At 62.3% G+C, this 13,168-nt stretch carries 13 protein-coding genes; 2 read left to right on the top strand and 11 right to left on the bottom strand.

Annotated elements, in window-relative coordinates; translation table 11 throughout:
- Positions 1 to 3: 3 nt before the first annotated feature.
- The 7 genes from ACWTU9_RS20215 to ACWTU9_RS20185 form a co-directional block, all read right to left on the bottom strand.
- Entirely contained in the window at positions 4 to 1,368 is a 1,365-nt protein-coding gene (locus ACWTU9_RS20215; protein ID WP_455859813.1) for a class I SAM-dependent methyltransferase, read from the bottom strand.
- A gap of 70 nt (positions 1,369 to 1,438) precedes the next feature.
- On the bottom strand, positions 1,439 to 1,864 hold the full coding sequence (locus ACWTU9_RS20210) for a hypothetical protein (RefSeq protein WP_455859812.1): 426 nt from the start codon (positions 1,862 to 1,864) through the stop codon (positions 1,439 to 1,441).
- A gap of 66 nt (positions 1,865 to 1,930) precedes the next feature.
- A complete protein-coding gene (locus ACWTU9_RS20205; RefSeq protein WP_455859811.1) occupies positions 1,931 to 3,370 on the bottom strand; it encodes a phage major capsid protein in 1,440 nt (479 codons plus the stop codon).
- A gap of 26 nt (positions 3,371 to 3,396) precedes the next feature.
- On the bottom strand, positions 3,397 to 4,119 hold the full coding sequence (locus tag ACWTU9_RS20200) for an HK97 family phage prohead protease (RefSeq protein ID WP_455859810.1): 723 nt from the start codon (positions 4,117 to 4,119) through the stop codon (positions 3,397 to 3,399).
- Positions 4,120 to 4,125: 6 nt separating this feature from the next.
- Positions 4,126 to 5,799 (bottom strand): phage portal protein, encoded by a 1,674-nt coding sequence (locus ACWTU9_RS20195; protein WP_455859809.1) that lies wholly within the window; start codon positions 5,797 to 5,799, stop codon positions 4,126 to 4,128.
- A 107-nt stretch (positions 5,800 to 5,906) separates the two neighbouring features.
- Complete coding sequence (locus tag ACWTU9_RS20190) at positions 5,907 to 7,652, bottom strand: terminase large subunit domain-containing protein (protein ID WP_455859808.1); 1,746 nt, start codon at positions 7,650 to 7,652, stop codon at positions 5,907 to 5,909.
- The gene (locus ACWTU9_RS20185; protein WP_455859807.1) at positions 7,652 to 8,032 is read right to left on the bottom strand and encodes a hypothetical protein; all 381 of its coding nucleotides are present in this window, start codon (positions 8,030 to 8,032) and stop codon (positions 7,652 to 7,654) included. The genes ACWTU9_RS20190 and ACWTU9_RS20185 overlap by 1 nt, the downstream gene beginning before the upstream one ends.
- 38 nt (positions 8,033 to 8,070) lie before the next feature.
- Here ACWTU9_RS20185 and ACWTU9_RS20180 point away from each other — a divergent pair, with 38 nt between their 5' ends.
- Complete coding sequence (locus ACWTU9_RS20180) at positions 8,071 to 8,385, top strand: hypothetical protein (RefSeq protein ID WP_455859806.1); 315 nt, start codon at positions 8,071 to 8,073, stop codon at positions 8,383 to 8,385.
- A gap of 626 nt (positions 8,386 to 9,011) precedes the next feature.
- A complete protein-coding gene (locus ACWTU9_RS20175; RefSeq protein ID WP_455859805.1) occupies positions 9,012 to 9,545 on the top strand; it encodes a hypothetical protein in 534 nt (177 codons plus the stop codon).
- Here the strand turns inward: ACWTU9_RS20175 and ACWTU9_RS20170 are convergent.
- From ACWTU9_RS20170 to ACWTU9_RS20155, 4 genes are all read right to left on the bottom strand, one after another.
- Positions 9,529 to 10,137, bottom strand: coding sequence for a hypothetical protein (locus ACWTU9_RS20170; RefSeq protein ID WP_455859804.1), 609 nt, complete (start codon positions 10,135 to 10,137; stop codon positions 9,529 to 9,531). The genes ACWTU9_RS20175 and ACWTU9_RS20170 overlap by 17 nt on opposite strands.
- Positions 10,134 to 10,577, bottom strand: coding sequence for a hypothetical protein (locus ACWTU9_RS20165; RefSeq protein ID WP_455859803.1), 444 nt, complete (start codon positions 10,575 to 10,577; stop codon positions 10,134 to 10,136). The genes ACWTU9_RS20170 and ACWTU9_RS20165 overlap by 4 nt, the downstream gene beginning before the upstream one ends.
- Positions 10,574 to 10,891: a hypothetical protein gene (locus tag ACWTU9_RS20160; protein ID WP_455859802.1), complete on the bottom strand. Its 318-nt coding sequence runs from the start codon at positions 10,889 to 10,891 to the stop codon at positions 10,574 to 10,576. The genes ACWTU9_RS20165 and ACWTU9_RS20160 overlap by 4 nt, the downstream gene beginning before the upstream one ends.
- A 184-nt stretch (positions 10,892 to 11,075) precedes the next feature.
- Positions 11,076 to 13,157 carry an AAA family ATPase gene (locus ACWTU9_RS20155; protein ID WP_455859801.1) on the bottom strand — a complete coding sequence of 694 codons (2,082 nt, stop codon included), beginning with the start codon at positions 13,155 to 13,157 and terminating at the stop codon, positions 11,076 to 11,078.
- Positions 13,158 to 13,168: the final 11 nt, after the last annotated feature.

Here is a 13,168-nt window from a genome sequence, read left to right as displayed (position 1 = left end):
CTTTCAGGTTATTTGCACAAGGGGGTTGGGGTGCCTGGCGTGGTCGTACCGCGCCTCGATCTCTTCGGCGGCTGGTAGTCGGTCGTGCGGCGTCATGGTGACGACGTGGCGCTTCCCGGTGTCCTGGAAGGCGAGATCGACCATGTCGTAGCCATAGAGGCGATCGGCGAGCGGTGCGTTGGCATCCATCAGCGAGCTCATCGCCGGGAACCCGATCTCAATGCCGCGCTCCGCTGCGATGCCGAGATGGAACTCGACACAGGCGCGACCCTTTTCCGCCTGATGCGAGTTCGCGTAGGTGAAGTCGAAGCCCCACATGCTGATCTTCTTCACCCTGATGTGGGTGGCATAGGCGACCGCATATGCCGCGGTGCTGTTGAAGTAGGCCCAGCCGCACGAGTTGATGACGTCCTCGAGCGGGTACTCTACCAGGCCGGGATATCGGCGGTGCACCTGGCTGGTGTAGATCGGGCCAGGATGAACCCGCAGCCATTCCAGCATCCTGGCGATGTTGCTATCCGGCTTCGCCGCGGCGCGGACTTCCTGCACGCGGACGTCGTCCATGTGGAAGACGCGATCGCACTGCACCACCCCGCCCACGGCATTGATGCCCCAGACCTCGTCGCAAAAAGCGTGGCGGCCGCCGAGCCGCTTTACGAGATCCACATAGGCTTCGAGTGAGGGCCCAAGACCGAGGATGCAGACGTGCTCCGGCGCATTCTCGGCAGGAACGGCCGTTGGCGACACTATCGGTGCCGGCGCCGCCCGTTTGACCGATGATCTCTTCGCGGTGACGACGAGGGTGCGGCCTTCAACGTTGGGCTCCACCTCCGATTCGGTGCCGGCTTGGCCGTACCAACCGGTCACCTGGTAGCCGGCCTCCTCGAGCAGCGCCGTGAATTCCGCCCTGGTGTAGTGGCGATAGTGGAATTTGTACCGGCCACCATGCGGGAAAACGGTCTCATTCGGCACACTAGCGATGAGCGTGGGCGCCGCTTTCCGCAGAGACTTCAGTGCTTCCAGCGGATCCAGCAAATGCTCGATCGTTTCGAAACATACCGCGGCCTGGAAGGCGTTCGGCTCATAGCCATCGGCTTCGGAGATATCGCCGGCGCGCAACGCAACGTTTTTTCGCCTGAAATGCTGGCGACCGTAGTCAATCGCGGCGTCACTGCGATCGATCCCGACCACGGAGTGACCGGCATCAGCCAGGATCGCGGAGCCATAGCCAACACCGCACGCCAGATCGAGCACCCGCTTTTTCTTGCCGAGGATCTTGGCTGCAAATTCGTAGCGTGCGCGGTGATCGCGGCGAATTCCATCGAGCGTCGGAGCGACCTGGCGCTCGCCGTTGTTGAGATCGGTCATTGGTTTTCCTGTTGTCGGACAGGGAGGGGCGGCGCGCCGACGGGGCCGACGCGCCAGGCGTAGGCGGCGATCAAGAAGCCGGCTTGCTAGCCGGATCCAGGAAGGCAGTTGCCGCGACGGGTGTGGCTGCGGTGACGGTCGATTTCACGCTGATGTTGCAGTAGCGCTTGCCGCCCTTGTAGCCGATCGTCTTGACGCAGTTCTTCGAGCTGCCTGAGGTCCTGGTGCCGGTGGCGCCAACACCAGCAAGCGCCTCGGTGCCGATGAGGTCGGCACCGGCGACAGAAGTCATGGTACCGGTGACGTCACCCTCCTTGACGGTGGCGGTGTAGACCGCATTCGTCGCGGTGATGGTGCCGTATTCGACTGCGAACAGAACGGGACCGATGTAGCCCTTGCGGTCGACGATCTTGCCGGTCTGGCCGGTGCCGGTGGTGCCGATGGCGACCGGCGAGATGACACGAACGGGCTTGAGCCCATTTTTGAGGTCAAACATTGAGGTGCTCCGATTGAGATTGGGGAGGAGAACCCGGCCGGAGCCGGGCTCAGATGATCGTTACGCTCAGGTCGAGCACTTCAGCTTGCGGATCGCCTCGGCGAGCACGACGCGGCCGCCGGTGCGGCGACGGAAGATGAAGCGGATGTTGCCGCTGGTGGCCTGCGTGTAGGGATCACGCAGCATCTCCATCGAGACGCGGTCGACGATGGTAAAGGCTCTGCGGAAATCGCCGTAAGCTATTGGGTAGAGGTTGGCGCCCTCGGACGGCATGTCCGGGAACTCCGCATAGGGATCGCCATCGATCGCATTCGGCTTGCCCTGGGCGATGCCCGGCATCCAGATGTAGTTCTTCTGGGCATCCTTGAGCTTGCGCACCGCGCCGATTGTGGTGCGGTTCAGGATCCACGTCGCGTTGGCGGCGTAGGCGGTCTTGATCGCATGCTTCAGGGTGAGCAGACCGTTGGCCTGGCCGTCGCTGTCCGCGATGGTTGCCGCCGTACCCGAGACAGTTTCCGCCACCGACCCGTTGGTGAGGATGCCCTCGTATTCCCCGATGCCGGTGCCGGAGACGAATTCGGCGCCTTCCTTGACGGCGAACTGCTCCGCGGACTCCTCGCGGATCTCCGCTTCCATGTCGAAAGCGGCGTCCTCGAGCATCTGGTTGGAGATGTCGATCAGGGCATACATCTCAGGAGCGTTGAGCTCCTCGAGACCGTAGGTCAGACCGGTGGTTTCGGTCTTGGTGCCCTGTTCCGTGACGCGCCGCGCCGCGAACTGGCCGGTGCGCTTCGGGATCTGGATCGACTTATTGGCGGTGTTGCGGACACGGACGATGCCGCGTGCCGGGCTGGACAAGGTAACCGCCTTGATGATCTCCGCGACATATTCGGTCGGGGCCAAATAGCCGCCGGCGGTGTCGGTGCCGATATTGAGCGCCTTGGCCTCGTTGGTGACGTCCGCCAGGATCTTCTGTTCGTCGGCGGAGAGATTGAGGACGCCAACCGCATGAGCGCGGACAACAGCCTTCGCCCAGTTGTTGAACATCACCTTGGCTTCGTCGCCATCCTTGCGGGCGCGATCGTTGGCGGGAAGCCTGGACATCGCGACTTCGATGCGCTCCGACGCCTCCTTGGCGGCCTTCGCCTGCTGCTCGGCCATGGTCAGCTTCTGATTGAGACTTTCGTACTGCTGGAGGGTGGTCTCGATCTTGGAGAGCTTCTCCGTCGTGATGACGTCGGCGGCCCCCTTCTTCTCGATTTCCTTGAGCCGGTTGTCGTTGGTGGTCTTGAACTCCTCGAAGGCGGTCATCACAGGGCTGATCGCCTTCTTGAGCTCCTCCGGATCGATCGCCGCGGCCGCCGCGGACGCGATCATCATGCCGGAGCCGCCATCATGGGCGGGATGAGCGAATGCGAGGACCGCGGCGACGGCGTCGGGCGCGATCAGGGCGACGGCAGCAAGCGCAATCGCGCTCGCCACCATGAGCATGGTGGAGATTTTCATTGGATCGTCCTCGTTGAATGAAGGGCCTAAAGAGCCCGGATGCGGTTGGCGGCCTCAGAAATGATGGCCGCGACGACGCTTTCCCTGTCCTCATCCCGAGGGTCCAGTTGAGCTTTGAAACCGCCAGCGGCAATTGCCTTGGCGGCACTGTTCGAGAAACCGCCTACATCCCGTAGGAAGTCCTCAAATTCACGGATGGTTTTAATCTCGTCGGCGAAGCTCTCCTCGTCGGCGGCCGCCTTCATCGCATAGATCCTTGCGAGAGCATTTGACTGATCGTCGACAAGGGAAACCTCTCGCAGAATGGCGGTCTTGATGAACCGTTTCGGCTCCCCCGGACGATCGCTGCCCTTCTTTGAACCGTTCGGCGGGACCCGATAACCGATGGAGAGACCCTTGAGGCCTCCTTCGCGAGCCTGGGCTTCGTTCCACTTCCCCTGTTCGGTGTCGAGACCAATCAGGCGCCCTTTGACATGCAGGCCATTCGGATCTTCCGACATCGCGTCCCAGACGCCAATCGGCTCATGACGGTTGCCGGTCATCGCGCCATGCATCTTGTACATCGGTGGCAGCCCGCGACCCTCCCGCTGGCGGTCGAGCAATGATTTCGCGAAAGCGCCGGGCTCCACGACATCGCCGTGGCTATCGATGTTTCCGAAAACAGAAGCGTAGCCCTCGAAGGACCCGCGAGGAGCGCTGTCGTCCGCGAACTTGAACTCGAACGGCGCGCCGATGCAGCCGATTTCCATATCAGGTCACTCCGTAGCTTGGCCGCTGTCGGCGCGGTCTTGCGGTTTGAGGTCGATTTCCTCGAAGATCTCCGGCCCGAAGACGAGCTCGCCGCGGTATGGCTCAACCTTGCCGAGGTCGACGCCGGCGGCATCCATCGTGATCGTGACGTGAGGCTGGTACTCCGGCCAATCGAACGAGGCGCCGGCCTCCCGGATCGCCATGTGGCGCCACGAGAGGTCGGTCGACGCAAAGAGCAGCGCGACGGCGGCGCCATCCTTGCCCAAGGCCTCGACGACGCGCGGGCCGCCAGGCGCGATCGTCAGCGTACCCTTCGGGTTCTGCACCCAATTCTCACCGACGGTCAGCCAATCGATCCGCGCCCGGCTATACGCGATCGTGACGTGGAGCTCGTCGGCTGGCAGCGTGTTTTTGAAGCCCTGGCCGTGCGCCCATTTCAGGAAGGCGTCGGTATTCAACAACTTCCGACAGACATACAGCGACCGCGGTGTCGCCTTGGTCTCCGCGGGACCGGGCGGCTGCTGACCGGCCGGTGCCATCGTCGCGGGCTGCCAGACCTCGTCCATCTTCGGATCGTCGTCCGGATTCCATCCGTCGTCCTCGCGGACCTCGTTAGGTTTCAGCCAGCCAGGCGACGAGTTGGTACCGAGACCCGCCTTGTAATAATCGGTGCGGTCCTTCAGCGAACCGCGGAGCAGTTCCGAGGTGTCGATGCGGCAGTAGAAGCCTTCCGCTCGTTCCTCCTTGGTGAGGATCTGGGTTTCCACCGCGGAACGGATCGCCTTGATCCAGGGCTGCAGCGTGAAGCGGACGTGTGCCTCCAGGAAGGCATCAGCGCTGGCGAAAGTCGGCGACTGGTCGCCTGCGTGGCCCAGCATGATCGGGAAGACGCCGAGAAGTCGGGCGATCTCCTCGATCTGAAATTTCCGGGTGTCGAGGTGTTCGGCGTCGACGCCCGATTGGGCGATCTGCTTCCATTTCAGCCCGCCGGCGAGCACCGGGGTTTTACCGGTATTGGCGACCCCACCGAAACTCTCCTGCCACTGGTTGCGCAGGATATCGATCTGGGCCTTGTTCAGCTTCAGATCGGATTCGAGCGCCCCACTCGGGCGCGCGCCGTTTCGGTGTAGCTGCGCGTGGGTTTCCTCCGCCGATCGAGCGAGACCGATGGCCTCACGACCGATGACGGCTGGGTCGAGCCCTTTGTATGGCGACCACGCCGGCCCGGAGATATGCAACACCTGGTCGGAGCCAACCGTGGCGAACCCACCGCCCTCGAAGGTTAGGTCATAGGTGACGAAATTGAACTGGTTCGGCAGGTTGATGGAGACGCACTCCGGCCGGATCGGAATGAGTTCCTTCAACTGGCCGTTGACCATGACCTTGTAGGAGACGCCATTACCGGCGCCAGCGGCGTGCATCAGCGTGGTGCGCCAGAACTGGAAGGCGTCCTGCAGGTTGTTCGCGCGGTGCAGCAGGATATCGTACGCGGGGTGGTCAACGGCAGGCTTCGTTCCCTTGCCGACGCGCTGATGGAGCTCGTTCGGCAGCTGGGCGATGCCCTCGGCGATGACGAGGATCCCGCGATGAAACGAGGTCGTCTGCAAGCCGACCGAGGTTGAGACCTGCTGCCCCGATTTCGTTGGCAAGCCCCAGCCACCGTTGATCGCCGCCCACATCTCGGGCGAGAAATCGACAGCCTTCCCCTCGTCATCGACGGCAGGCGCGCTTATGGACGCCTCCGAACGGCGCGGGATCAGGGGTACCGATCTCATTCTGTCGCCTTTCAGAGCGCAAAGATTTCAGCGGTCCCGGCGGGCTCCGGGTTGAGGCCCATGAGGACCTTGGCGTGTAGTGCCGCCATGAGCGGATCGATCTTGGCGGAACCGGAGACCTGCTTATCGATCGAGATCGCATTGCCGCGGGGAACGATCTTGGCGTTGCCAACCGCGAAATTCATCAGTTCCAGGCCGGGATGGATGAGGACCCCGCCGGCGAGGTCGCGTTCGGTGTCCTTGATGGCGCCGTTCAGCTTCCAGCCCTGCGAGATACCGACGATGCGTTCCTTCTCGATGGCGTCATCGCCGCCTGTCAGCGCCTTCGTGATCGCGGCGACACCGAAACTGTCGACCCCGATCGAGTTTTCACCAGCGAGCAACCCCGAGGCCTCGATCTCGGTCACAATCCCGGCGAGTTCGAAGACGTCCTGGCCCGGCAGCTTCACGAAAGTCAGTTGTTTCAGTCCGGCGAGCTGATCGAGCTTCGATGCGATCTCGGTGCGGCGCAGCTTGACGATTTCGTGCGCCCAGGCATGCGACCACAACAGCAGGCGTTTCACGCGCTGGATGGTGGAGACACCGTCGGCCTCAATCGTGACCTCGGTCTCCTCGGCTTCACGGCCGAGGACGGCCAGCCCGAGAAGGTCGTCGAGACCGCCGCCATCAATCCCGATCACAATGACTTCCGATCGCCGGATCAGCTCCTGGAGCGTCAACGTGCGGTCGACATTTGAGACGCCGCGTTCCGGATTGCCGAGCCAGAATTCGGCGCCGGCCCAGTTGTCGGACTTTAGACCGAGGCCGGCCTCAACATTGAAATGCTTCGAAACGAACAGGCTCAGCGCGGCCGATCCTTCGAGCTCCTTCTTTCTGAGCTCGGTGGTCAGCCATTCCTCGTCCACCGAATATCCCAAGCTCGGGTTCGGGATGTGCCAGGTCTCGCGATCCTGCCACGGCTTTTTGTCGACCAAGCCCTTCGGATACTCGTAGAGCAGGGGCAGCGTGGTCGGATCGTCGATCTTCCCGTCCCGGATGCCGCGGTGGTAAAGCAGCTTTTGACTGAACACGCCTGTCGGCGGCTCATCGCTATGCGTTGACGCATAGATCACAAACCCTTCCGGGCGCGACGCATGCGAGCCTGTCGCTTCGGAGAGGATGTTGGCGGCCGATGCCTTCTTGCCGAACAGCCAGAGCTCGTCGACGAAGATGCTGATCGCCTTCTGGCCGCCGACGACGTCGGCATCGGCCGACTTCACCGCCAAGATCGAACCATCGAGACGGTTCTCGATCTCCCGGGTGCTGTCGCTGGGCTTGAACCGCTGCAGTAGCGCGGGATCGTTCTTGATCATCCCGTAGGCAGGGATAAAGCTGTTGTCGGCGACGTCCTTTGTCGGCGCCAGGATGAGATATTCTCCCATCGCACGTTCGTTCATGATCAGCGCCGTCACCATGATGCCGGCGGCGATCGTCGACTTCGCGTTCTTTTTGGCGATGAGGACGAGGAACTCTCGGATCAGCTGGCGTTTGCGCTCGCTGTCGAAGGCGCCGAAGACGACGCGCACCAGCCCGAAGATCCAGTCCGGGCAAACCTCGCCGAGCGTCGGTTTCCCCGGGATGTCGGAGACCCTGAGACGCTTGAAGATGCGCAGCGCCTTCGCGGCGCGCGCTTCGTCGATCGGCAGTCCGTCCGGGATCAGGCTTTTCCCGGCCGTGATGCGTGCCTCCCAATCGAGGCACGCCGTCGACCAGGTCATCAGTTCGGCTTCGTTCCGGCGAGCGGGGCGAGATCCTCGCCCCATTCAGAGTTGAGGCCGGCGTTGAGGGCCTCTTCCTGCTGGATCTCTTTCTTGCCCAACTTGGCCGAACGAGCCGGCCGCGTCACCGGAGTGGCACCGGTCTCTTTCTGCCTGGCGTCGAACTCAGCCGCGGCGCCGGCGAGACGCGTCATCTCCTCGAGGCGCTTCTGCGCGGTGACGTTGCCGCCGCGCGCGCTCTTGTAGAGCATCCCGATAACCTCACGGCGCCGGTTCGAGAATCCGTTGTCGAGTTCCTCGGCGCAGTGCTTCCGCAACGTGTCGACGTCGATCTTCAGCGATTTGGCGATGACGTTCTCGCTCTCGCCGCAGCTGCGCATCTCCTCAACGGTGCGCCGAATGCGTGCCGTGGGCTTCCATGCCGGCCGTCCACCTCTTGCCATTGCTTCAGGAAGCCCTCAATGGATTGACTTTTCGAGGTTTTTCGGCCATTTTTCAAAAATTCCCCGAAATTCTGGTCACGCCGAAAAATTTTGTGAACGTGAGCCCCGGGCGGTTCGACCCCCGGATCGCCCCAGAGATCGAGTCCCCCCCTCTATCGCCTCATCCGTTCCGCTCGAGCCGCCGCGGTTTTGAGGCTGTGGTGTCGACCACAGAGGCACTGCCCATTGGTGACATCGAGGGGTGCACCACCATCCTTGCGTTCACGGATGTGATCGGCGAACAGCCTTGATGGTGCTGAGATATGACAACGTCGACCATTCTCGATGGCCTCGCATCTGTAGTTGGCACGACGCATAACCTGGTCACGCCAGGCTCTATGCTCCGGGGTGAGGAGCTCGGCGTCGACCTTCTTCTCGATAGGTCGAGCAGTACGTTGGTCGATCTGCCTGACCTGGGGACCGATGGTCTTTGCCATGAGAGAGGTGCCGACCTTGATGAAGGCTGATGCCCCTTGCGACGTTGAGCGAGCGACAGCTCGCGCTCAAATGCGAAGAGGGTACTTTACTTATAGAGCTGACCTTGATGTGTCAGAGCTCTACGTTGGCGGCTGCGCGCCGGAGGCGCTCGCCGTAGGGCTGAGCAGATCAGGACTTGGCGTCTACGCGAGGGAGGGGAGCCGCGAGAAAGTGCATGAAAACAGGGCGTTGAGGGAAATCACGAATTGTGTCGGCGTCCGGATGTCCCGCAATGTCCCGCTCTTGTCCCGCTGGATGTCCCGCTGGCGACGGAAGGATAAGGGTTTGCGGGTGGTGGCGCCGGCGCCTATGTCCCCGACGATGTCACGCTAGCGGCGGCGATTTCGCTTGACCTCTGGAGGCGCCATGATGATTCGTGGCCGATAAGCGGGAGTGAGATATGCCGACCCTGAAAGACTTCATGGAGGCCTTGGCTGTTGCTTGGCCTGTGGCGTTGACGGCGCTGATCGGGTCGGCGGCGATCCTCGCGGCAAACGCGCATGGCGTCAGCTATGCGGCCGGCATTCCAGCGTGGATGCTTACGGTGCTGTTCGTTGTCGCCGCATTCGCTGCCGGCAGCTGTATCGTGTCGTTGCTCCAGGCCATCGGGCGACTCGCCGCGTGGGGCCTGAAGTGGAACAGGACCCGCATCTACCGCAACAACCAGGTCGAGATGCTCAACAACCTGCCCGAGAACGAACAGGCACTGATGTCCTACCTCTTCACGTCAAACATGCAGGCATTTCCATACCCGTTCGCGGAAGGGCGCTTTGTCGGTCTGATCGCAAAGGGCCTGGTGCTGGAAGGGAGTGGACAGCACGCCGCCATAAGCTGGCCGCATGTTATCCCAGACCATATCTGGGCCGCGATGAAGGAAAACCCATCCAAGTTCCGGCACGAGAAGCACGACGGCAACCCTATGCGGCGGTTTTAGCCTTTTTCGCCCTCAGCTTGTTCGCCTTGGCCAAGCGTTTCGCCAGCGCCTCGATCTCGGCTGGGGTAGGAAACCGCGGCTTCGCGCCGGGCTCGATGTAAGCGGTGATCAGGCCATCGGAGGTGGTTCCAGAATTACCGGAAGATACCGTTTGTGACGCGGTTTCTGGCTCGATTTCGGCAACGTCGTCAACGGCTTGCTCGAAGCAGGGGACTTGGCGTTGCTGCAATTGATCCGCGATGCCTTGGCAGATGCGGGTTATCGCATATCGGAGCGTTCGGGTTTTTATCCCTTCGCGAGAAGCGAAGTCGTCGAGGAAGCGCCCTTTGCGCGTCTTTGTCCATGCCCACGCGTACAGCAGCTTGCGGTCGCTCTCCGACGGTAACGCGTTGATCCACCCCCAGGTTTCCATCATTTTTGTCAGCGCGCCTGGTGAAGGCCTGATCTTGACCTTCATCGCCCTGGGGTAGTGCGGGATATAGTCGGGCCAGCCGTTGCCGCCGCCGCCGATGTAGGTGTTCGGCGACAGCATGAGGGTTTCGGCGGCGTCGAGGACGCGGTATTCGACGGCTTTGGCGGTCCATGCACTCAAGCTGCGGTCCCAATCCTATTCATCGTTGAGAATACATCATCCTGCAGCCTAATCGCCAGCAGCACACGCATCACGTGGGTCAGCGGCAGTCCGACCTCCAAGGCCTTGGCCTGCCGGCGGAGGTCTCCGAGGTCGATCCGATCGAATTGCTCGAATAGGGCGCCGCCTCTGGCTTCGATGGCGGGATCGGCAAGCAGGGCTGAAACCGCCTGGATCGTCTCACTGTAGAGCTCGGTGGCGTTCCCGTAGGTCTCCACAATCAGGCGGAGCGTTAGCGCGAGGTGGGCCTCACCGTGACGTTGGCCGATCTTCTTCAGCGTCTTCTTCGCGAAGCATTCGCGCGGCCGCCGGTCACGGCGCCACGCATGGGCGTCAGGATCGACGAGGCGAACCCCGCATTGTTCGGCGACGCGCCAGATGTCGCAGCGGTGATGTCTCATCGCTTCCGCACCTCCACTGGGATGACCCGGCCATCGATGACGACGCCACCGAGTGTCTCGATCTGCAGGGCTGCTTCAGCGGCGGCTCGGGCCTCGTGGAAGCGCCTCGAGCCGAGGAGATCCTCCTCAGTCTCTGTCGGCGGCTTGAATACCAAAGCAGCCTTGGCGGCGCGCACCGCGTCAAATGCCGAGGCGAAACGTTCGGGTTTCCCATCAGCACCGTCGAGCAGCTGGTCGGGTTCCCCGGCACGCCTGTAGGCGGCGACATAGCTGTTGCCGATCGCGATAGCCTCGATGCGAAAATCGGCGGTCATCTCGCCTCCCCACAACGGGACATCAGCGGGACAGAAACAGCCCGTAGCGGGACATTTGCGGGACAAACGTTCTGTAACTGACTCGTCCCGGCATCGGCGCGAAACCTGCCGCACGCCTTATGCTGCAAGGCTTTTCGTTGTGTAGCGCCAAAATCTGCGAGGGGACATTTACGGGACATCGACATCACAGCTGGATATCCCCATCGATGACGTCAGCCATGCCGGCGCTGATGGGCTCCGGTTCGGCCACGTACGCGGTATCCGAAGCGCGCTTGAAGCCTGGAACTGGCTTGCCGGTGAGCCAGACATACGGTTCGGCGCGACCGATCCATCGTGCGCCCAGAAAGCGTTCGCCTGCGCGTTGGAGCCCCTTCTTGATGCGCTCCGACTTCTTCTTCGGATCCTCGTCGTCCACCAGGCTGATCGCCGCGTATTCCTGCCGCCAATACCCCATGCGGACCACCCGGGTGATGCTTCGCGGCAGCTTGAGCATCGGCGACGGCGCCTCACCGTACTCCTCGAGCGCCTTGATTAGCGCTGTCATCGCGATCTTTTGCTGATCGCTGAGACGATTGTCGTCGCCGCCTTCAGGGGATTGCCCACCCGGCGCGGCGCAAACCACGCTGGTGAGCAATTCACCAGTTGGTCGCTTCCCGAGGACAACCTGCTTGAGGATGAAGTCCCAGCCGTGACCGCGTTCGCCGTCCTTGTTCTTCTGCACAGTGGCGCGATGGATCTGGCGGATCAGCTGGGAGCCGTCGTCCCGGGCGGTGACGTCGACCCTTGATGTGATCTCCAACTCGATCGCGTTGTCGACGTTAGCGAACAGCGAGGAGTGCCCGCGCGGGTTATTCCCGTTCCGCGGCTTGTGGTGGACCATCAACACCGCTGTCTTGCATTCGTCACGGATGCGCTCGAGGTTGTTGAGCACCACCGACATGTCCGTCGAGGCGTTCTCGTTGGCGCCTGGCGTCGCCGTCGCCAAGGTATCGATGACGACGAGCTCAAGCGATGATGAGAAGGTATCCGCCCAGGCCTTGATCTCGGCGATGAGCGCATCGGTGCCGCGGGAGGTTGCGATGTCTTCGGGGTCCTCCGACTTCGCGAAGAGGTCGACCCGCGCCGGCAGCAGGATGAAATCAGGGTTTTCTTCCTTGTCCATATAGGTCTGCCGGTACGCCCGGATGCGTTTCTTCACCCCTATGCCGCCTTCGCCGGCCTGGTAGACGACGCCGCCGCGCTTGACGGCACGACCGTTGAATGAGACCCCACGACAGACCGCCATGCCGAGGTCGATGGCTTCGAAGCTTTTCCCCGATCCGGATTCGCCATAGATCACGGCGACCTCATGCCGGGTGAGGATCTCGAAGATGAGATATTCGTGCTCCTGCCCGGGTTCATCGATGCGGGCAAAGGGCACCGCGTTGAAGCGCGACTTCGGGAGTTCCTTCGTCCATGGCTTCGAATAGGTGTCGACGATGTCGTAGAGGGTGGCGACATCCGCCCCGGTCTGCGCCCAGTCCCAGATGTCGCCCTTGTCCGGGGCTTCCGGCCAGAACGTGCGGATGTCGAGGATCCTGACCGAAGCCGCCACCGGCCGCAGCTGCGAACCCACCAATGCCATATGGACGCGGCCGACATCATCGTTGTCGGGGATCATAACGATATGGGCGCCGCGGAGGATCTCGTTGTAATGAGGCGCCCATTTCTTGGAGCCGCCGGCATTGCAGGTCGCCGCGATACCGACCTTCCAGAGCTCATCAGCCTTTTTTTCCCCCTCGACGATGTGGATGGCTTGGCCCATCGCGATGGCGTCGAGGACCTCGGGCAGCCTGTAGAGGGGGAGCTCACCGACGCTGGGGAAGTGGCGACGCTCCGTCATCTTCCATTTCTCGAAGTTGGCCTTCGAATAGCGGGCCCAGTTCTGGCCTGGCCCCTTTCGCATGTATTCGTCGTCGAGCAGCCCGTTGATCCAGACGTCGGCTTCATCCTCGAAGCGGCGACGCTGTACGAAGGTCTTCTCGATCTTGCCGTGCTTGTTCAGCCTCCAGCAGCCGTCCGGCATGCGGTACTGCACGCGGGCGACCTGGAAGATGGGGTCGCCATCACGATCGGTGTAATCCCAGGTCGCAACGGTTTCCTTCTTGCCCGGACCGGCGTTCTGGTTGCTGCCGGCCTGGGCGGGGCGCGCTGGCAGCTCGAAGCCATTGTCGCGCAGCCAGTCCACACCTTCGCCTTCGCTGAGGCCCTGCAGCTTGCCCAGCATCCAAAGCGTGC

It is taken from the genome of Mesorhizobium sp. 128a (assembly GCF_053848025.1).
Note: the sequence above shows the minus strand (reverse complement) of the source record. Positions and strands in the feature narration are given on the sequence as shown.